This window comes from Rhizobium sp. RU35A, assembly GCF_900156005.1.
GTDB classification, from domain to species: domain Bacteria; phylum Pseudomonadota; class Alphaproteobacteria; order Rhizobiales; family Rhizobiaceae; genus Neorhizobium; species Neorhizobium straminoryzae.
The window spans coordinates 652,485-670,052 of the sequence record NZ_FTMR01000001.1 but is presented as its reverse complement, the minus strand read 5'-3'; the positions used below and the strand labels follow the sequence as shown (position 1 = coordinate 670,052).

The 17,568-nt window shown below is 64.7% G+C and carries 18 protein-coding genes and 1 pseudogene; 10 read left to right on the top strand and 9 right to left on the bottom strand.

Features of this window, described 5'->3' with window-relative positions:
- Positions 1 to 223 precede the first annotated feature (223 nt).
- From F3H95_RS03460 to glcF, 4 genes are read left to right on the top strand one after another with little or no spacing between them, the layout of a single operon-like run.
- A complete protein-coding gene (locus F3H95_RS03460) occupies positions 224 to 1,663 on the top strand; it encodes an FAD-linked oxidase C-terminal domain-containing protein (RefSeq protein ID WP_149744937.1) in 1,440 nt (479 codons plus the stop codon).
- Complete coding sequence (locus F3H95_RS03455; RefSeq protein ID WP_149744936.1) at positions 1,660 to 2,859, top strand: FAD-binding protein; 1,200 nt, start codon at positions 1,660 to 1,662, stop codon at positions 2,857 to 2,859. The genes F3H95_RS03460 and F3H95_RS03455 overlap by 4 nt, the downstream gene beginning before the upstream one ends.
- Positions 2,859 to 3,581: an endonuclease NucS domain-containing protein gene (locus F3H95_RS03450; RefSeq protein ID WP_149744935.1), complete on the top strand. Its 723-nt coding sequence runs from the start codon at positions 2,859 to 2,861 to the stop codon at positions 3,579 to 3,581. The genes F3H95_RS03455 and F3H95_RS03450 overlap by 1 nt, the downstream gene beginning before the upstream one ends.
- A gap of 3 nt (positions 3,582 to 3,584) precedes the next feature.
- Positions 3,585 to 4,883 carry a glycolate oxidase subunit GlcF gene (gene glcF, locus F3H95_RS03445; protein WP_149744934.1) on the top strand — a complete coding sequence of 433 codons (1,299 nt, stop codon included), beginning with the start codon at positions 3,585 to 3,587 and terminating at the stop codon, positions 4,881 to 4,883.
- 26 nt (positions 4,884 to 4,909) lie between these two features.
- Here glcF and F3H95_RS03440 read toward each other — a convergent pair whose 3' ends face one another.
- Together F3H95_RS03440 and F3H95_RS03435 are read right to left on the bottom strand one after the other, a co-directional pair.
- On the bottom strand, positions 4,910 to 5,572 hold the full coding sequence (locus tag F3H95_RS03440) for an outer membrane beta-barrel protein (protein WP_149744933.1): 663 nt from the start codon (positions 5,570 to 5,572) through the stop codon (positions 4,910 to 4,912).
- Between the two features lie 86 nt (positions 5,573 to 5,658).
- Positions 5,659 to 6,516: a L,D-transpeptidase gene (locus tag F3H95_RS03435; protein WP_149744932.1), complete on the bottom strand. Its 858-nt coding sequence runs from the start codon at positions 6,514 to 6,516 to the stop codon at positions 5,659 to 5,661.
- 293 nt (positions 6,517 to 6,809) lie between these two features.
- Between F3H95_RS03435 and F3H95_RS03430 the strand changes: the two genes are divergently transcribed.
- Complete coding sequence (locus tag F3H95_RS03430) at positions 6,810 to 7,439, top strand: DNA-3-methyladenine glycosylase I (RefSeq protein ID WP_149744931.1); 630 nt, start codon at positions 6,810 to 6,812, stop codon at positions 7,437 to 7,439.
- Positions 7,440 to 7,442: 3 nt separating this feature from the next.
- On the opposite strand, the gene F3H95_RS03425 is transcribed toward F3H95_RS03430, so the two are convergent.
- The 6 genes and pseudogenes from F3H95_RS03425 to F3H95_RS03400 all read right to left on the bottom strand — a co-directional run.
- Positions 7,443 to 8,108, bottom strand: a complete 666-nt coding sequence (locus F3H95_RS03425; RefSeq protein ID WP_149744930.1) for a DNA-3-methyladenine glycosylase I — start codon at positions 8,106 to 8,108, stop codon at positions 7,443 to 7,445.
- A gap of 10 nt (positions 8,109 to 8,118) precedes the next feature.
- A complete protein-coding gene (locus F3H95_RS03420; RefSeq protein ID WP_143125090.1) occupies positions 8,119 to 8,826 on the bottom strand; it encodes an HAD family hydrolase in 708 nt (235 codons plus the stop codon).
- 112 nt (positions 8,827 to 8,938) lie between these two features.
- Positions 8,939 to 9,313, bottom strand: a complete 375-nt coding sequence (locus F3H95_RS03415) for a DUF305 domain-containing protein (protein ID WP_149744929.1) — start codon at positions 9,311 to 9,313, stop codon at positions 8,939 to 8,941.
- Positions 9,314 to 9,382: 69 nt separating this feature from the next.
- Positions 9,383 to 9,817: a hypothetical protein gene (locus F3H95_RS03410; protein WP_149744928.1), complete on the bottom strand. Its 435-nt coding sequence runs from the start codon at positions 9,815 to 9,817 to the stop codon at positions 9,383 to 9,385.
- Between the two features lie 59 nt (positions 9,818 to 9,876).
- Entirely contained in the window at positions 9,877 to 10,632 is a 756-nt protein-coding gene (locus F3H95_RS03405; protein WP_149744927.1) for a hypothetical protein, read from the bottom strand.
- A pseudogene (locus F3H95_RS03400) lies at positions 10,629 to 10,763 on the bottom strand (type II toxin-antitoxin system RelE/ParE family toxin); the annotation flags it as partial. The pseudogene F3H95_RS03400 and the gene F3H95_RS03405, both read right to left, overlap by 4 nt.
- Positions 10,764 to 10,896: 133 nt before the next feature.
- On the opposite strand from F3H95_RS03400, the gene hisS reads away from it, so the two are divergent.
- From hisS to hisG, 3 genes are all read left to right on the top strand, one after another.
- Positions 10,897 to 12,423: a histidine--tRNA ligase gene (hisS, locus tag F3H95_RS03395; protein WP_149744925.1), complete on the top strand. Its 1,527-nt coding sequence runs from the start codon at positions 10,897 to 10,899 to the stop codon at positions 12,421 to 12,423.
- A gap of 256 nt (positions 12,424 to 12,679) precedes the next feature.
- On the top strand, positions 12,680 to 13,864 hold the full coding sequence (locus F3H95_RS03390; protein WP_149744924.1) for an ATP phosphoribosyltransferase regulatory subunit: 1,185 nt from the start codon (positions 12,680 to 12,682) through the stop codon (positions 13,862 to 13,864).
- Positions 13,861 to 14,556, top strand: a complete 696-nt coding sequence (gene hisG, locus F3H95_RS03385) for an ATP phosphoribosyltransferase (RefSeq protein WP_149744923.1) — start codon at positions 13,861 to 13,863, stop codon at positions 14,554 to 14,556. The genes F3H95_RS03390 and hisG overlap by 4 nt, the downstream gene beginning before the upstream one ends.
- A 331-nt stretch (positions 14,557 to 14,887) precedes the next feature.
- Here the strand turns inward: hisG and F3H95_RS03380 are convergent, their stop codons facing one another.
- A complete protein-coding gene (locus tag F3H95_RS03380) occupies positions 14,888 to 15,334 on the bottom strand; it encodes a DoxX family protein (RefSeq protein WP_149744922.1) in 447 nt (148 codons plus the stop codon).
- Between the two features lie 197 nt (positions 15,335 to 15,531).
- Between F3H95_RS03380 and F3H95_RS03375 the strand changes: the two genes are divergently transcribed.
- The gene (locus F3H95_RS03375; protein ID WP_149744921.1) at positions 15,532 to 16,476 is read left to right on the top strand and encodes an ornithine cyclodeaminase family protein; all 945 of its coding nucleotides are present in this window, start codon (positions 15,532 to 15,534) and stop codon (positions 16,474 to 16,476) included.
- Positions 16,473 to 17,543, top strand: a complete 1,071-nt coding sequence (locus tag F3H95_RS03370) for an alpha/beta hydrolase (protein ID WP_149744920.1) — start codon at positions 16,473 to 16,475, stop codon at positions 17,541 to 17,543. Before F3H95_RS03375 ends, F3H95_RS03370 begins: the two co-directional genes overlap by 4 nt.
- The last annotated feature ends 25 nt before the right edge of the window (positions 17,544 to 17,568 follow it).

Sequence of the window (17,568 nt, the reverse complement as noted above, 5' to 3'; positions counted from 1 at the left end):
TCTGCTTGCACAGCTGTTCATTTGCGACACAAACCGAAAATTGATGCGGCCTTTGCGTCAGTCGAACCAGTTATAACACATTCAGGTTGCGCGAAGCTGAAATATAAGAGGCTGCTTGAATATTCCCCATCATTTGACGGGCGTCAGATGGGCGAAAGGTAGCGCTTGAAGACGACGCCTGATCCGTGAGAGGAAGAATATCTGGGCAGTTGGAGGAGACGACGTGTCCGAAACGATCGCATTCCTGAAACCGCGAGCCGATGTGCTGGCGCGCCGCGCAACCATCATTGCTGATCTGGCGGACTTGCTGCCGCCCGAAGGCCTGGTGCATGAGCCGCGCGAACTGGTGCCCTTCGAAACGGATGCCTTCGTGTCCTATCGGCGGCTGCCGCTGGCGGTCGCGCTGCCGACCAGCACGGCGGAGGTGGCGGCGGTGCTCAAATACTGCCATCGCTACGGCATACCCGTTGTGCCGCGCGGCGCTGGAACGTCGCTGTGCGGCGGCGCCATTCCGCAGGAGGATGCGGTGGTGATCGGCCTGTCGCGCCTGTCGCGCATTCTCGAGATCGATACCGCCAACCGCACCGCCACCGTGCAGGCGGGCGTCACCAACCTCGCAATTTCCGATGCAGTGTCGCCGGAAGGTTTTTTCTATGCGCCGGATCCGAGTTCGCAGCTTGCCTGCACCATCGGCGGCAATATCGGCATGAATTCCGGCGGTGCGCACTGTCTGAAATACGGCGTCACCACCAACAACCTGCTCGGCGTCAAGCTGGTGCTGGTCGATGGCACGGTGATCGCACTGGGCGGCAAGCATCTGGATGCCGCCGGCTACGATCTTCTCGGCCTCGTCTGCGGCTCGGAAGGCCAGCTCGGCATCGTGACCGAAGCAACCGTGCGGATCCTCGCAAAGCCGGAGGGCGCGCGCCCCGTGCTGTTCGGCTTCGACACTTCGGAAGAGGCGGGCGCCTGCGTGGCCGATGTGATCGGTTCGGGCATCATCCCGGTCGCCATCGAATTCATGGACAAGCCCGCCATCGAGATCTGCGAGGCCTTTGCCAAGGCCGGCTATCCGCTCGATGTCGGCGCGCTGCTGATCGTCGAGGTGGAGGGATCGGAGGCGGAGATGGATGCCATGCTCGCGCTCATCGTCGAGATCGCACGGCGCCATGGTGTGCTGACGGTGCGCGAGTGCCAGTCGGCGACGGAGGCGGCGCTGATCTGGAAGGGCCGCAAGTCCGCCTTCGGCGCGACGGGCCGCATTGCCGATTATATCTGCATGGATGGCACGGTGCCGCTCAGCCAGCTGCCTCATGTGCTCAAGCGCACCGGCGAGATCGTCGCGGGCTTCGGGCTGCGCGTTGCCAACGTCTTCCATGCCGGCGATGGCAACATGCATCCGCTGATCCTGTTCAATGCCAATGATCCCGTCGAGGCCGCGAAAGCCGAGGCCGCCGGCAACGAGATCCTGAAACTCTGCGTGGATGCCGGCGGCTGTCTGACCGGCGAGCACGGCGTCGGCATCGAGAAGCGGGACCTGATGCGCCACCAGTATTCCGAGGCGGACCTTGCCCAGCAGATGGCGGTGCGCGCCGCCTTCGATGCGCAATGGCTGATGAACCCGTCCAAGGTGTTTCCGCTGGAAGGGCGGCCGGCTGCATGAGCGCGATTCTGGTTCCCGTCTGCGAGGAGGAAGCGGCCGGCATGATCCGCGCTGCCGCCGAAGGTGGCCGCAGGCTGGCGATTTCGGGCGGCAACACCCGCTCGGGTTTCGGCCGGCCGGTCGAAGCCGATGCGGTGCTGCGCTCGGCCGGTATCTCCGGCATCGTCGCCTATGATCCGGCCGAAATGGTGATGACCGCGCGTGCCGGCACGCCGGTTGCCGAGATCGAGGAGGCGCTGTTGGAAAACGGCCAGATGCTGTCCTTCGATCCGATCGACCACCGGGCGATCATGGGCACCGAGGGTGAGCCGACGATCGGCGGCGTCTTTGCCACCAATGCCTCCGGCTCGCGGCGGCTGTCGGCCGGGGCTGCGCGTGACAGCCTGCTCGGCATCCGCTTCGTCAATGGTCGCGGCGAGGCGATCCGCGCCGGCGGACGCGTGATGAAGAACGTCACCGGGCTTGATCTCGTCAAGCTTCTCGCCGGGTCCCACGGCACGCTGGGCTTGCTGACAGAGGTGACTTTCCGCGTGCTGCCACGCCCGCAGACGGAGCAGACCATCATCATCTCCGGCCTTGATGACGCGGCGGCAACGCGGGTGATGGCGACAGCCATGGGGCTGCCGCTCGAAGTGTCCGCAGCGGCGCATCTGCCGGAAAGCGTGCGCGGCCGTTTTCTCGGCGGGCATCTGCCGGAGGGTGCCGCAACCGTGCTGCGGGTGGAGGGACTTCCCGCCTCGGTGTCCGTGCGGGCCGCCCGCCTTCGGGAACTGCTGGGCCGCCATGCTCCCGTGTCGGCGATCGAGAACGAGGCCAGCGCTCACCTCTGGCGACAGATTCGCGACGTCGCGCCCTACACCGACAATACCTGTCGCCCGGTCTGGCGTGTCTCCGTCGCGCCCTCCGCCGGCTTTCAGGTGGTCGCGGCGCTGCGGCAGGAGGCGGGCATCGACGTCTTCTATGACTGGCAGGGCGGGCTTGTCTGGATGCGGATGGAAGCCGATCCCGAGGCAGACCTGCTGCGTCGCGTCATCGCCCATTTTGGCGGCGGCCATGCCACGCTGATGCGGGCGTCGGAGCGCACGCGGCAGGTGATTGCTCCCTTCGAGCCGCTGCCGGACCCGGTCGCAGTGCTCACCCAGCGGGTCCGCCTCTCGCTTGATCCGTTCGGCGTCTTCGCCCGGAGGATCACCTGATGCGGGCGGACTACAAGGACTGGCTTGTCGCACAGGAATATTCCGACAACACGCGCAACGCCCAGCTTCATCGCGTTTCGCGCGTAGAGCAGGTCTATGGCAATCTCGACGAGATCTGGGGCGCCGGTGGCTATGACGCGCTGATCGCCGAGCTGGTCTATACCAGCGCCGACGAGAAGGCGGGCCGGCCCAATCCATCGCGGCTGGTGTTCGACGGCAATATCCGCAACAACCTGCAATCCTACAAGAATGCGGTGGTGCGCTACCGCAAGTTCCTCAACGATGCCACGCTGGATGCCGCGGCAGTTTTGCCGGAAGCGGCTGCCCTGCCCGAGATCACCCATGAAAAACAGAAGCTTTCGCTGGAGCGGGATATGCAGGCGGCCCTTCGCCGCGACATCGCCCGGCTGGAGCAGGGGCTGACCATCGCCGATGATGGCGCCGAGCGCGCCGTGTCCTCCGGCTTTATCGACATCTTCTGCCAGGACCGAGCCGGGGCGAGCGTTGTCGTGGAGCTGAAGGCCGGAAAAACGGATGCGCGCGTCGTCGGCCAGATCCTCGGCTACATGGGCGACATCATGGAGGAGGATGGCGCCTCGCGCGTGCGCGGCATCATCGTGGCGCATGATTTCGACAAGCGCACGATTGCGGCTTCCCGCGCGGTGCCGAACCTCACGCTCATGCGTTATTCGATCTCCTTCACCTTCGAGGAAATGGCCTGACCCATGCAGACATCCTTCACCGCCGAACAGCTTGTCGATCCGCAGGTGGCGGAATCGGAAAAGATCCTGCGGCGCTGCGTGCATTGCGGCTTCTGCACGGCCACCTGTCCCACCTATGTGACGCTGGGCAACGAACTGGACAGCCCGCGCGGGCGCATCTACCTCATCAAGGACATGCTGGAAAACGGCCGCCCGGCCGATGCGGAAGTGGTGAAGCACATCGACCGCTGTCTCTCCTGCCTTTCCTGCACCACCACCTGCCCCTCCGGCGTTGATTACATGCATCTCGTCGATCACGCACGGGTGCATATCGAAAAGACCTATACGCGCCCGCCGCTCGACCGTTTCACCCGGGCGCTGCTGGCGGCGATCCTGCCCTATCCGGCACGGTTCCGTGCGGCGCTGACGCTTGCGGGTCTTGCCCGGCCGCTGGCGCCGATCATGGCCCGCGTCAAGGCGCTGTCTTCCTTTGCCGCCATGCTCTCGCTTGCGCCGCAGACGCTGCCCGCAGCGCCGGCTCCATCAGGGGAGGCTGTGGTTGCCCCCGGCCTTCGCCGTGGCCGCGTCGCCCTTCTCGAAGGCTGCGCCCAGCCGGTGCTCGATCCCGGCATCAATGCCGCCACCCGCCGCCTGCTTGCCCGCTTCGGCGTGGCGGTGGTCACGCCGAACGGTGAGGGCTGCTGCGGCGCGCTGGTGCATCACATGGGCCGCGAGGCCGATGCGCTCGATTTCGCCCGCCGCAATGTCGATGCCTGGATGGCCGAGATCGAGGGGGAGGGGCTCGATGCCATCCTGATCACCGCGTCCGGCTGCGGCACCACGATCAAAGATTACGGCCACATGCTGCGGCTCGATCCGGTCTATGCGGGGAAGGCGGCCCGTGTCTCGGCACTCGCCCGCGACATCACCGAATATCTGGCAATGCTTGATCTGCCGCGGCTGGAGACACGCGGGCTGACGGTGGCCTATCATTCCGCCTGCTCGATGCAGCACGGCCAGAAGATCACGCTGCAGCCGAAAAACCTCTTGAAGGCGGCGGGCTTTGCCGTGAAGGATCCGGCAGAAGGCCATCTCTGCTGCGGCTCCGCCGGTACCTACAACATCCTGCAGCCGGAGATTTCTGGCCAGCTCAAGCAGCGCAAGGTGCGCAATCTGGAGGCCACGAAACCGGATGTGGTCGCCACCGGCAATATCGGCTGCATCACCCAGATCCGCACCGGAACCGAGATCCCGGTGCTGCACACGGTGGAACTGCTGGACTGGGCCTATGGCGGGCCGAAACCCGCAAGGCTTCCGGCCTGATGACGTGACGACGTCGGGCCTGCCGGTCAGAATTTGTAGGACACGCCAAAATTCACCGCATGGGTGATGATGTCGGTCTTCAGCGAGGCATTGCTGTCGATATCGACATCGATCCAGTTATAGGTGCCCTTGTATTCCAGGAAGGCCGACCAGTTGTCGGTGAAGCGGTAGCTGACGCCCGCCTGGGCCTGGATCGTGGCGCCGCCGAACTGGTAGTCGAAGGTCTTGCCGGAGGGGCGGGTGACTTCCACATGCGGTACGTTGATGCCGACGCCGGCGCCGACATAAGGCGTGATCGGCAGGTCCTGCAGCGGGAAGCGGTAGAGCGCGTTCAGCGTCAGGATGTTCAGCCCGTCGGTGAACTCGAAATGCGACCAGCCGGCCTTGGCCATGGTCGCGTCGTCTGCATAGACCTTGTCATGCGTGTAATCGAGCGAGATGCCGAGGTTGGACAGCGCGTCGCCGTCGAACCAGTAGGTGCCGCGGATGCCCCAGTAGGGCGGGCTTGCGAAGGATTTGCCTTCCCAGCCGGCGCCGAAACCCGGCTGGTCGCTGACATCCACATGGCTGTGCGGTGCCGACTGCCAGCCGCCATAGCCGGAGATTTCGAAATCGCCGGCTTGAGCGGCACTGACGAAGAGACAGCCGGCCAGCAGGGCGGCAGTATGGATGGCATTGCGAAGAATCATGACGGATGCCCTGGGTCCCGTTAGCGTGATCCCAAGCTAAGCGGCCGGGCATGACAGGCACATGACAAACCTGTTGCCGCCCTGCCTCACATCACGATGACTGTGGTTCCGATGGGAACGCGCTCGTAAAGATCGGTGACATCCTCATTGCGCATGCGGATGCAGCCGGAGGAGACGCCGCTGCCGATCGTCCAGGGGGCATTGGTGCCGTGGATGCGGTAGAGGGTCGAGCCAAGGTAGAGCGCGCGTGCGCCGAGCGGGTTTTCCGGGCCACCCTGCATGGAGGCGGGCAGATAATGCCCTTTCGCCGCCTCGCGGGTAATCATCTCCTTCGGCGGGTGCCAGTCCGGCCATTCGGCCTTGCGGGTCACCTTGTGGGCGCCTGCCCATTCGAAGCCCGGCTTGCCGACGCCGACGCCATACCGTTTAGCCTTGCCGTCCTCCAGCACCAGATAGAGGAAGCGGTGCGGCGTATCGATGACGATGGTGCCCGGCGTCTCGCGCGTGTCATAGTCGACGATCTGCGGCAGGAATTGCGGTTCCAGCCGGCTGCGGATCACCGGGATCGGCTGCATGGCGGCCGCCTGAACCGGGGTGGCGACCGAAGCTGCGGCCGGCAGCGATGGCTCCGGCTGGCGCGGGCGGATCTGTGTGGATTGCGTCCGGGGTGCCGCGACCGGCGGCGCCACGGCTATCTGGCGAAACGGATTGGCGGGCAGGCCTGTCCGGGAACGGCCGGCGCTGACGGGGGATGCGGCCGCGGGCGCGTTCGCTGGAACCGCGCCTCCCAGTTGCCGGATCCACGGTGCCGTCAGGTCCGGGCTGACGATCACCGGCGGCCGTTCGCGGTAGCGCTCCTCGGCGGCAGCGGGCGCGACGAAGACCTGCAGGCCTGTGCCGATCAGAATCAGGGTCTTGCCGAAACGTGTCCAGGGGCGCTGCATCCGCGACATCCTTTCCAAAGGGTTGACGCCGGCGGCCGGCCGGCATCCTCATGCCCCAGAAACTGCGCTGCAACCGCCACCGAAGGGTAAATGCAGGCTCCTGAAAATCCGCGGGTTTTTGCAAACCGGACGGCAGGGTTAATGCATCGTTTGGAAACGGGGTAAAGGACTGGTAAAGCTCCCGCCGTCCGGGCCGGCGCACCGATCGCCGGCGGCAGATTTCGGATGGCATGTTTCGGGTGGAAGGGGTCGCCCGTTCGTGCCAGGGCGCGGGGATCTTGAGAGGAGTTTTCATGATGAAACCGGGTATCATCGAGGGCGCGGACGGCCGCTGCCGCTGCTTCTGGCATCAGGGCCTTGCCGATTACGAGCGCTATCACGACGAGGAATGGGGCCGCCCGGTCACCGATGACACCCGCCTGTTCGAGAAGATCTGCCTTGAAGGGTTTCAGTCCGGCCTCTCGTGGCTGACGATCCTGCGCAAGCGCGAGAATTTCCGCGCGGCCTTCGCCGGCTTCGATTTCGAGCGCGTTGCCACCTTCGGCGAGGCCGATATCGAGCGCTGCGTGGCGGATGCCGGCATCATCCGCCATCGCGGCAAGATCGTCTCCACCATCAACAATGCCAGGCGTGCGGTGGAACTGCGCGACGAATTCGGCTCGCTGGCAAGCTTCTTCTGGTCCTACGAGCCGAAGCCCGGCGAGCGTCCCGCCGTGATGGATCTGGAAACGCTGCGCGCCAACCCCACGACGCCGACCTCCATCCGCCTGTCGAAGGACCTGAAGAAGCGCGGCTGGACCTTTGTCGGCCCGACCACCGTTTACGCCTTCATGCAGGCGATGGGCCTCGTCAACGATCATCTGGATGGCTGCTATCGCCAGCCGGAGGCAGATGCGGAACGGGCAGCCTTCGCGCGGCCCTGAGGCCTAATCGATGCTGAGCGCCAGCACGCGGCTGATTTCGGTCAGCGAGCGGCCGGACTGGTTTCTCCACGTGTTGAAGGCGGCCTGCACCGCCGCCTTGTCGCGGGCCGAGGTCGGCGCCTTGCTCACCACGCCTTCGGCCACCAGCCGGTTCACGACGCTTTGCGACAGGATGAAGCTTTCCAGCCCGGCAAGGCGCAGAAAATACGGCCCCGTATTGCCGCCGAGCCGGGAACCCTTCTTCTGCAGGAGATCGAGCAGGCCGATATAGTTCTCTGCCGGCCAGCCTGCGAAGAAGGCTCCGGCGGAGCCGTGGTCGCGGGCGAGATCTGCGAGGAACACCGCGTTTTCCTGCACGGACTTGATCTTCTGGCCATGCCGGATGATCCGCGTGTCGGAGACCAGCCGGCCGAAATCCTCGTCATGCAGCATGGCGCAAGCACCGATGTCGAAGCCTTCGAAGGCGGCCTCGAACCCCGGCCACATGGCATCCACGACCTTCCAGTTGAAGCCGGACTGGAAGATGCAGCGGGTCATCAGCGCAAGGAACCGGTCGTCGGTCATCGCTGCAATCTCGGCTGCCGGCTTCGGAAACTGCAGGGCCTCGCGCACGGACTCTTCGCCCTTGCGCTCGACGGCAAGTGTCCAGATGTCGTCAAAGCTGCGCATGGCCGTCCTCTCAGCTGCAGATATCGTCGATCAGCGGCTTCACTCCGCCGAGATCGTCGATCTCGCGGAAGCGCGGCGCTTCCGCCGGCTTTTCCACGTGCTCCAGCACCCAGGTCAGCGCATGCGGCACGAACACGCCCCAGCTGCCGGCGGCCAGCGCCGGCACCACGTCGGATTTCAGCGAATTGCCGATCATCATCGCCTGTTCCGGACCATCGCCATGCTTGCCGAAGATGCGGCGATAGGTGGTGGCCGTCTTGTCGGAGACCACTTCCACGGCGTCGAAGTAATCGCCGAGCCCGGATTGCGCCAGCTTGCGCTCCTGGTCGAAGAGGTCGCCCTTGGTGATCAGCACGAGGAAGTATTGGCCGCACAACGCCTCCAGCGTGTCGCGCGCATGCGGCAGGCATTCGACGGGATGGGACAGAAGCTCGCGGCCGATCGAAAGAATCCGGCCCACCACCTCGGCCGGCGCCTTGCCTTCGGTCACCTCCAGCGCGGTCTCGATCATCGACAGCGTAAAACCCTTGATGCCGAAACCGTAATAGGCAAGGTTGCGCTTTTCCGCCTCCAGCAGGCGCTCCGAGACGTGGTCGCCCTCGGCATAATCGGCGAGAAGATCGCGGAAATGGCTCTCCGTCAGCTTGTAATACTGCTCGTTCTGCCAGAGCGTGTCATCGGCATCGAAGCCGATGACGGTCAGCGGGCGGATGGTCATGGCGGGCCTCTTCCTCAGGACGACGCGATTAAACTAATCCCGTCTGCGGCCAATGCAATGGCGCGCCAGCGCGCCATTGCGGGGTGCGGCCAGGGGCCCCTTCGCGCGTGCCTTACTGGCCGTGTTTGGCCAGCCACGCCTTCATCACGGCAATCTCGGCTTCCTGCGCCGCGATGACGTCCTCGGCGATCTTGCGGATGGCCGGGTCCTTGCCGTGGGCCAGTTCCACCTTGGCCATGTCGATGGCGCCCTGATGATGCGGGATCATCGAACGGACGAAATCGACATCGGCATTGCCGGTATAGGGGATGGCCATGGCCTTGTGCATGGTCATGTTGGCTGCCTCGAAGCCCTTGGTTGAGGCGTCGGCACCGTTCATGGCATGGCCGGAATGGGCCGACATGTCGTCTGCGAGGGCTGGCAGGGTTGCGGGCAGGGTGAAGAGCGCGGCGACGAGGCCGGCGGTAAGAGCGGTTCTGACTGTCATGGGTCTTGGTCCCGTGTTTGACGAGTTGCAAAAAGGAAAAAAGGGGCGGATCAACCGCCGTCCGGCTCGTCAGGCGCGGGGTGGAGGATCAAGCGGCGCGGGCGCCCTGTCCAGAAGCACCGCATCCGGCAGGGGGGCGGGATAGCGCAGCGCCATCGGATGGCCACCCGCCAGCACGAGGGGCGGCACCAGCGAGGTACAGGCGGCACAGAGGCTCATGGCGCAGCCGGTCTTGTGGTGCGTGTCGGCGCAGTCGCGGCAATGGCCGGCGCTTCCTGCGTTCCGGTCCGCATGCTCTGCGCCCGTCATTGCCGTCTCGTGCAGTTTCCCGTGGGGGTGCAGCGATATGGTCGCCTCGGCGCCTGGTATCGGGTGATCCCTCATCATCGGCATGCCGCCCGCTGCCATCGGGAGCGCAAGCGCCGGCATCAGCCCTTGAAAGAGCCAGGCCAGCAGGGCGAGGAGAAAGGCAAAACGGCGCATGTCGTTCAGAGTAGTCCGCATCCGGCAAAATGCAAGGACGGGCAGCCGGCGATGGGCCGGCGAGGGCCATGGCCGTCTCCTCAGGCGGCGATCACGCGATGCACCGCCTGCTGGTGCGGTCCCTGCTCGCCGAAGGGGGCGACCGTCCAGTCCCAGCTCTTTCGATGGTCCGGCACGGGCACGCCGCAGAGAAGATCGTCCTCCTCCAGAACGCTGCCATCGCGTGACAGCACGCGGTAGGAGACATCGGTGATGAGGCAGGTGCGGCAGGGCAGGGCAGCAAGGCCGGAGAGATGCGCCGCCGCCAGTTGCGGTAGGATGGTGTGCACCGCTTCCGCCCTGCCGGAGGTCTCGAGCGCCATCCGCGCCCCGACCCCGATCTGCGAGAGCAGATTGGCGGAGACGACGAGATCGAGATAGGGCACCTGCCGCAGGAAGGCGAGCGGTTCCGGGGCCTCGCCGGCGAGCGCCGCCTCGAGGCCCGAGAGATCGCGGTGGATCAGCCGCACCTGGCGCAGGCGCCGCGCCGAAAGTCGCAGGCGCACGCTGGCAAGATGCACCAGATCGACCAGCACCACCGTGTCAAAGCTTTTGGCAAGGGCCGCGACGGGAACGTCGCGCAGCAGGCCGGAGCCGAGCACGACCGCCGTGCGCCGCTGCCGCATGGCCTTCACCGTGTCCAGCACATGCGCCTGGCTCATCTCTTCATGCGGCGCCCAGGCCTTTTCGCAGCGCCTCGCGCGGGCAAGCAGGCTGACCGAGGCGGCGATATGTCGGCGGAAGGGGCTGGGCGTCAGCGGCAGGCTTGCGGCGTAATCGAGGGCTTCGAGGATCAACGGTAAATCTCGCGGCGATGGCCGATCTCGACAACGAGCACGATCAGTTTCCTGTCCTTGATTTCGCAGATGATACGGTCGTCGCCCACCTTGTCGCGCCAAAGATGTTCAAACTGCTGTCCCTGCATGGATAAAGCATAGCACTATGGATGATGCCTTGCCACCCTTGCCCCCCGCTTCAAGGCTTGCCGCCTGTGGCTTCATCCTCTAAGAAACCGCTCAAAATTCCGGCCTTTTCCGGTGCCGGCGGCAAGGAAGATCATCATGAGCGACAAGAAGCAGAAACAGCAGAAACTGAAGGCCCGCCTGCCGCGCGGCTTTGTCGATCGCACCGCCGCCGATATCCATGCCACCAACGAAATGGTCGCAAAGATCCGCGAGGTCTACGAGCGCTACGGTTTCGACCCGATCGAGACGCCGCTGTTCGAATATACCGATGCGCTCGGAAAATTCCTGCCCGACAGCGACCGCCCCAACGAGGGCGTCTTCTCGCTGCAGGATGACGACGAGCAGTGGATGAGCCTGCGCTACGATCTCACCGCGCCGCTGGCCCGCCACGTGGCCGAAAATTTCAACGAGATCCAGCTGCCCTACCGCACCTATCGCGCCGGCTATGTGTTCCGCAACGAAAAGCCGGGCCCGGGCCGTTTCCGCCAGTTCATGCAGTTCGATGCGGATTCTGTCGGCGCGCCGGGCGTTCAGGCCGATGCGGAAATGTGCATGATGATGGCCGATACGCTGGAAGCGCTCGGTATCAAGCGCGGCGACTATGTGATCCGGGTGAACAACCGCAAGGTTCTCGATGGCGTGATGGAAGCCATCGGATTGGGCGGCGAGGAGAATGCGGCGCGACGTCTTAATGTTTTGCGGGCGATTGATAAGCTCGACAAGTTTGGGCCGGAAGGCGTGCGTCTGTTGCTGGGAGAGGGCCGTAAGGATGAGAGTGGTGACTTCACCAAGGGTGCGGGGCTAGAGCCAGTCCAAATTGACCGTTTCATGTTGCTTGCCAACCTCGATCTTGGCGATACGACCCGAAACATTGCGATGTTGCTGGGAGCGGTCGTTGGATCAGATCGCGGACATCAAGGAGTGACTGAGCTAGAGGAAATCTACAATCTGGTTAGCGCTGCGGGTTATGATGAAACACGTATCCGTATTGATCCCTCGTGCGTCCGCGGCCTCGAATATTACACCGGCCCCGTCTTTGAAGCCGAGCTCACCTTCGATGTCACCAACGAAAAGGGAGAAAAGGTCGTGTTCGGCTCGGTCGGCGGCGGCGGACGCTATGATGGGCTCGTGTCCCGCTTCATGGGCCAGCCGGTGCCGGCCACCGGTTTCTCCATCGGCGTCTCGCGCCTGATGACGGCGCTCAAAAACCTCGGCAAGCTCGGGCAGGACGAGATCCTCGCGCCGGTTCTCGTCACCGTCATGGATGGCGATGTGGAGGCCATGGGGCGTTACCAGCGTTTTGCGCAGGCGCTGCGCAATGCCGGCATCCGCGCCGAAATGTATCAGGGCAACTGGAAGAAATTCGGCAACCAGCTGAAATATGCCGATCGTCGCGGCTCTCCCATCGCCATCATCCAGGGTGGTGACGAGCGGGCGCAGGGCGTTGTGCAGATCAAGGACCTGATCGAGGGCAAACGCCTTTCCGGCGAGATATCAGACAATGCCGAATGGCGCGAGGCCCGCGTGGCGCAGATCGTGGTGCCGGAGGCGGAACTGGTGGAAAAGGTCAGGGAGATCCTGGCCGCGCAGGCGGAAGATCGCCGCCGGGCGAAGGGTGTTTGATGTTGGCGTCTGTGGTTTTCCCCTTCCCCAACCCTCCCCACACGGGGGAGGGAGCCGGTCGGCGCGTGCCGTTTTCCCACCTGTTCAGTTTGCGCGTTCAGACTGTTCGTTCTGACCGGTGCGCTAGATTGGTAACGAGCGCTTGCTTCAGGTCTTCTCCCCCCTTGCGGTGGGGTCCGAAGAACGGGGCGAGACGAGTGGCTCGACCCCAAAGGCCGGCAGGCCAGAGAGGGTATTTCACCCGAGGCCTTACCCCATGCCGCTGATCGACATGCCCGATTTCGCTCCGGCGATCCTCGAGGAATTCGCGGGCCGCAACACCAGCCGCGTCGATACCCCGGTGATCCAGCCGGCCGAACCCTTTCTCGACATGGCGGGTGAGGATCTGCGCCGGCGGATCTTTCTGACCGAGAACGAGCGGGGCGAAAGCCTGTGCCTCAGGCCGGAATTCACCATTCCCGTCTGCCTGCGCCACATCGAAACCGTCACCGGCACGCCGAAACGCTATGCCTATCTCGGCGAAGTGTTCCGCCAGCGCCGCGAGGGCGCCAATGAATTCTATCAGGCGGGGCTGGAAGATCTCGGCGATACGGATGCCGCAACAGCCGATGCCCGTATCGTCGCCGATGCGCTGGCCTGCCTGCACAGGGTTCTGCCGGGCAGGGCCTTTGCCGTCACCATCGGCGATCAGGCGGTGTTCGAGGCGGTGGTGGCAGCGCTTGGCCTGCCCTCCGGCTGGCAGCGGCGCCTCGTGCGCGCGTTTGGCCAGACGGATGTGCTGGAAGCGATCATCGCCCGTCTGGCGAAGCCGGAACCGGTTGCCGGCCTTTCGCCGGAGGTGGAGGGCCTGCTGGAGGTGGGCGACGATGCAGCACTTGCCCGCCATCTGCATGACGAGATGGAGCGCACCGGCTATCTCACCAATGCCAGCCGCGCCCCGGAAGAGATCGTCCGGCGTCTGAAGGAAAAGCGGCTGCTGGCCGGCGCGTCGCTCGATGCCGCCAAGCTCGATGCGCTGAAGGAGTTTCTCTCGATCAATGTCTCGCTGCGCTATGCGCCGGGTGTGCTGGCCGATTTCGCCCGCTCCGCCGGCCTGCCGCTCGATGCGGCAATCGCCGGTTTTGACGCGCGCGTGGCGGCGCTCAGTGCAGCCGGCGCCTCGCTCGCCGATATCACCTGGCGCGCCGCCTTCGGCCGTCCGCTCGATTACTATACCGGCCTCGTCTTCGAGGTCACCGTGCGCGGCGAGCATGACGTGCTGGTCGGCGGCGGTCGCTATGACCGCATGCTGACGCTGCTCGGCGCCAAGGAGCATATCCCGGCCGTCGGCTTTTCCATGTGGCTCGACCGCATTCAGAAGGCGAAGGAGGGCGCGGCGATCAGAAAAGCGGAAGCCGGTTTTCGGACGGAATCGCCGCGCAAAAGCGGAGAACTGCGATGACCATTACCATCGGGCTTCCCTCCAAGGGCCGCATGAAGGAGGATGCCTCCGCCATCTTCGAGCGGGCCGGTATGAAGATCGTCGCCGTCGGCAATGACCGCTCCTATCGCGGCCGCGTCGAAGGGTTTGACGACGTGGAGATCGCCTTCCTCTCGGCCTCGGAAATCTCGCGCGAGATCGGCAACGGCACCGTGGATTTCGGCGTGACCGGCGAGGATCTGATCCGCGAAGGTCTGTCGGAGGCCGACCGGCGGGTGGAGATTGCCGCCCGTCTCGGCTTCGGCCATGCCGATGTGGTGGTGGCCGTGCCCGATATCTGGCTCGACGTGGAAACCATGGCCGATCTCGGCGATGTCGCTGCCGAATTCCGCGCCCGCCACGGACGGCGGCTGGCGATCGCGACAAAGTACTGGCGGCTCACCCAGCAGCATTTTTCCGGCAGCCACGGCATCCAGCTCTATCGCATCGTGGAAAGTCTCGGCGCCACCGAGGGTGCCCCGGCCGCCGGTCAGGCGGATATCATCGTCGATATCACCTCCACGGGCTCCACGCTGAAGGCCAATCATCTGAAGGTCCTCTCGGACGGGGTGATCCTGCGCTCCGAAGCCTGCCTCGTCAGGGCGCGCAAGCCGGAGCATGAGGGCAATGCGACGGTGGCGAAGATTGTGGAGGCGGTGCGCGGGGTGGTGTGACGGGCCGTTGTGCCTTTTGCACGCGAGCCCCCCTCATCCGCCCTTCGGGCACCTTCTCCCCAAGGGGAGAAGGGAGGGTTGCGAGCGCCTTGCGCCAGCTTACAACTCGGACATCTGCGGATAGAATGAACCGTAAAACGTCGCGGTTGGCTTATGCGTTAACGAAGGGCGTCGACGGTGCAGCTTATCCCTTCTCCCCTCGGGGAGAAGGTGCCCGAAGGGCGGATGAGGGGGCCACGGTGCCACGCCACAAAGATCCAGTCTCGACAACACAAAACCCGCCGGATCGCTCCGGCGGGTTTTGTGCATATGCCCGAGGATGGGCGTGATTTCAGGCCAGAGCCGGGGCAGCGCCGCGGCGGGCGTCCAGCGAGTAGGCGCCGGCGCCGACGGTGGCGAGCAGGATATAGGCGCCGGCCAGCGTGAAGTTCTTCATCATCATGATGCCGTTCAGCGTGTTGATCCAGCCAAGCGCTGCATCCGGCCAGCCCGGAACGGCAACCGTGCCGGAATGGAAGACGGCGCCGGTGAACACGCAGAAGGCGGCCAGGGCCCAGCCGACGATGCGCACCTGGAAGCCGACGAGAACGGCAAGGCCGGTGACGAGTTCGAACAGGCCGGCGAGATAGGCAAGCGCGGTTGCGGCCGGCAGGCCGGCGCCGGTGATCATGCCGGCGGTGGCGGCAGGGTCCGTCAGCTTGCCGAAGCCGGACAGGATGAAGATGAAGGAGAGAAGAACGCGGGCGATCAGCAGGATCGCATTGTTGGTGGTCGACATGGTGTGGTCTCCAGAGGATGTGCCGTGGCGGCGGTGTCTGTCTGGCAAAATATATGCGCCAGATTGTCGCGCCGCGAAAGATGAACGGATGAAGACGAATTGTTCGGTATTTGTGAACGAACGGCAAGCGCGAATTCAAGACTTGACCTCAAGAGCGCTTGAGGTCGGAGCATGGTGGAAACATCGAGGATACGAGAATGGTGAAGGTCGTCACCGACAGGGATCTGCAGGATCTTTCGCTGACCACAATCGCGATCGAGGCTGTGGAACGGGCGTTTCGCGAGAAAGCCGCCGGCATGCTGGTGTCGCCGCCGCGGCATTGCGTTGCGATGGGCGATGCAGGCGATCTGGTCTTCACGGTGGGCGGCGTCACAGGCGGGGCCCAGCCGGTCGCCGGCTTCCGGGCCTATACGACGTTCAACGGCGAACGGGACGAGCAGGTCGTCGTCCTCTGGAATCCCTCCACTGGAGCGCTCATCGGCCTTGTCACCGGCGCGCGACTGGGAGCGCTACGAACCGGCGCGATCGGCGGCGTTGCGATCCGCCACATGGCACGAGACGATGCTCGCATCGTCGGCGTCATCGGCAGCGGTGAGCAGGCGAAAACACAGCTGGAAGCGGCGGCCGCCGTCCGGCCGATTCGGCACGCCCTTATCTACAGCCGTAACGAAGCAAACAGGATCCGGTTTGCCGATGAGATGGGGCGGCGTCTCGGCATATCCGTCCGTCCGGTCGAGACCGCCCGGCAGGCGGTGACGGAGAGTGACATCGTGATCTGCGCCACATCCAGCACCCTGCCTGTTCTGGAGGCGTCGTGGCTGAAGCCGGGCACGCATGTGAACACGGTCGGCCCGAAATTCGTCGGTGCCCATGAAATCGCGGTTGGGGTTGCCGCTGCTGCCCGGACGATTGCGACCGATTCACCGGAGCAGATGCTGGCCTATGCCAGGCCCTTCTTCCTGACCGATACGCCGGACATGCGGCGGATCAGGGATCTCTCCCTCCTGGTTGCGGAAAACAGGCCGGTCAGGCGGCAAGAGGATATCACGCTGTTCTGCTCCACAGGTCTGGCAGGCACGGAGGTTCTGGTGGCGGAAGCGATCCTCCAACGGTGCGCATCCGGCATTGAAATTGAGCGGTGAATATTTCTATCCTGCCCGGCGGTGGCCAGAATGGGAAGAACGACGTGACGGCTGGAACGATAGGCTTTGCAGCAGGGCTGCTGCTGGATGAGGCGCGATCGAACTGGAGCGGCGACGGCCCGCGTCCCGTTCGCTGGTCCGCCTGGTATCCCGCTGCGGCCGGCAGCCTCGCCCGGGAAATCGTGATCCCGCCCCGCCGTCCCCTCTATTCTCTTGGTCTACTGGCGCCCGAGGCGCCTGTTGCTGCGTCTGCGGAGCGCTATCCGGTGGTGCTGATCTCGCATGGCACCGGCGGTTCGGCCTCCGGTCTCGGCTGGCTGGCCGCCGCGCTTGCCGAACAGGGCTTTGTGGTGATCGGGGCCGATCATCATGGCAATACGGGCGTGGAAGCCTATCGTGCCGAAGGCTTTCTGTGTTGGTGGGAACGGGCACGGGACCTCACGGTGCTTCTGGACCGGCTGAGCGAGGAGGGGGCATTGGCCGGCCGGCTGGATCTTGAAAACGTTTCGGCCGCAGGCTTTTCACTCGGCGGCTATACCGCGCTGGCCCTGGCCGGCGCCATCACCGAGGTTGAGCGGATGATGGCGTTCGTGGCGGCGCATCCCGAAACCGGCGGGCCGCAGGAAATGCCGGATCTGGCCGCGCAGATCGAACCGCTCCTCTCTTCCAGCGCCGTCTTTCGGGCCTCCTGGGAAAGACAGTCTCACGACTACCGCGACGAACGGATACGGGCCGTCGTCACCATGGCAGCGGCGCCGCCGGTGCGCGGCTTCACGGAGACAAGCCTGCGCGCCCTTCACCTGCCGGTCACGCTCCTTTGCGGCGAGGCGGATCGCGAAGCGCCCTACGATCTCTGCTCGGCCTGGCTGAACGAGCGCCTGCCCAGCAGCCGGCTCATCAGCCTTGGCAAGGACGTCGGCCATTACACGCTTTTGCCGGTGGGGACCGAGACGGCCGCGCGTTCCGGCAGCCCTTACTGGTCGGATATGCCGGGCGTCGTGAGGGCAGAGGTTCATGCAAACGCCGTGGACCTGACGCTGGCGGCCATTCGGGCACCATCAGCCTGATCGCCGATCGGGCAACAAAAAAGGG

Coding starts and splice junctions, on each gene's coding strand:
- F3H95_RS03455 (WP_149744936.1), top strand. CDS start 1,660: ATGAGCGCGATTCTGGTTCCCGTCTGCGAGGAGGAAGCGGCCGGCATG.
- F3H95_RS03450 (WP_149744935.1), top strand. CDS start 2,859: ATGCGGGCGGACTACAAGGACTGGCTTGTCGCACAGGAATATTCCGAC.
- glcF (WP_149744934.1), top strand. CDS start 3,585: ATGCAGACATCCTTCACCGCCGAACAGCTTGTCGATCCGCAGGTGGCG.
- F3H95_RS03440 (WP_149744933.1), bottom strand. CDS start 5,572: ATGATTCTTCGCAATGCCATCCATACTGCCGCCCTGCTGGCCGGCTGT.
- F3H95_RS03435 (WP_149744932.1), bottom strand. CDS start 6,516: ATGCAGCGCCCCTGGACACGTTTCGGCAAGACCCTGATTCTGATCGGC.
- F3H95_RS03430 (WP_149744931.1), top strand. CDS start 6,810: ATGATGAAACCGGGTATCATCGAGGGCGCGGACGGCCGCTGCCGCTGC.
- F3H95_RS03425 (WP_149744930.1), bottom strand. CDS start 8,108: ATGCGCAGCTTTGACGACATCTGGACACTTGCCGTCGAGCGCAAGGGC.
- F3H95_RS03420 (WP_143125090.1), bottom strand. CDS start 8,826: ATGACCATCCGCCCGCTGACCGTCATCGGCTTCGATGCCGATGACACG.
- F3H95_RS03415 (WP_149744929.1), bottom strand. CDS start 9,313: ATGACAGTCAGAACCGCTCTTACCGCCGGCCTCGTCGCCGCGCTCTTC.
- F3H95_RS03410 (WP_149744928.1), bottom strand. CDS start 9,817: ATGCGGACTACTCTGAACGACATGCGCCGTTTTGCCTTTCTCCTCGCC.
- hisS (WP_149744925.1), top strand. CDS start 10,897: ATGAGCGACAAGAAGCAGAAACAGCAGAAACTGAAGGCCCGCCTGCCG.
- F3H95_RS03390 (WP_149744924.1), top strand. CDS start 12,680: ATGCCGCTGATCGACATGCCCGATTTCGCTCCGGCGATCCTCGAGGAA.
- hisG (WP_149744923.1), top strand. CDS start 13,861: ATGACCATTACCATCGGGCTTCCCTCCAAGGGCCGCATGAAGGAGGAT.
- F3H95_RS03380 (WP_149744922.1), bottom strand. CDS start 15,334: ATGTCGACCACCAACAATGCGATCCTGCTGATCGCCCGCGTTCTTCTC.
- F3H95_RS03375 (WP_149744921.1), top strand. CDS start 15,532: ATGGTGAAGGTCGTCACCGACAGGGATCTGCAGGATCTTTCGCTGACC.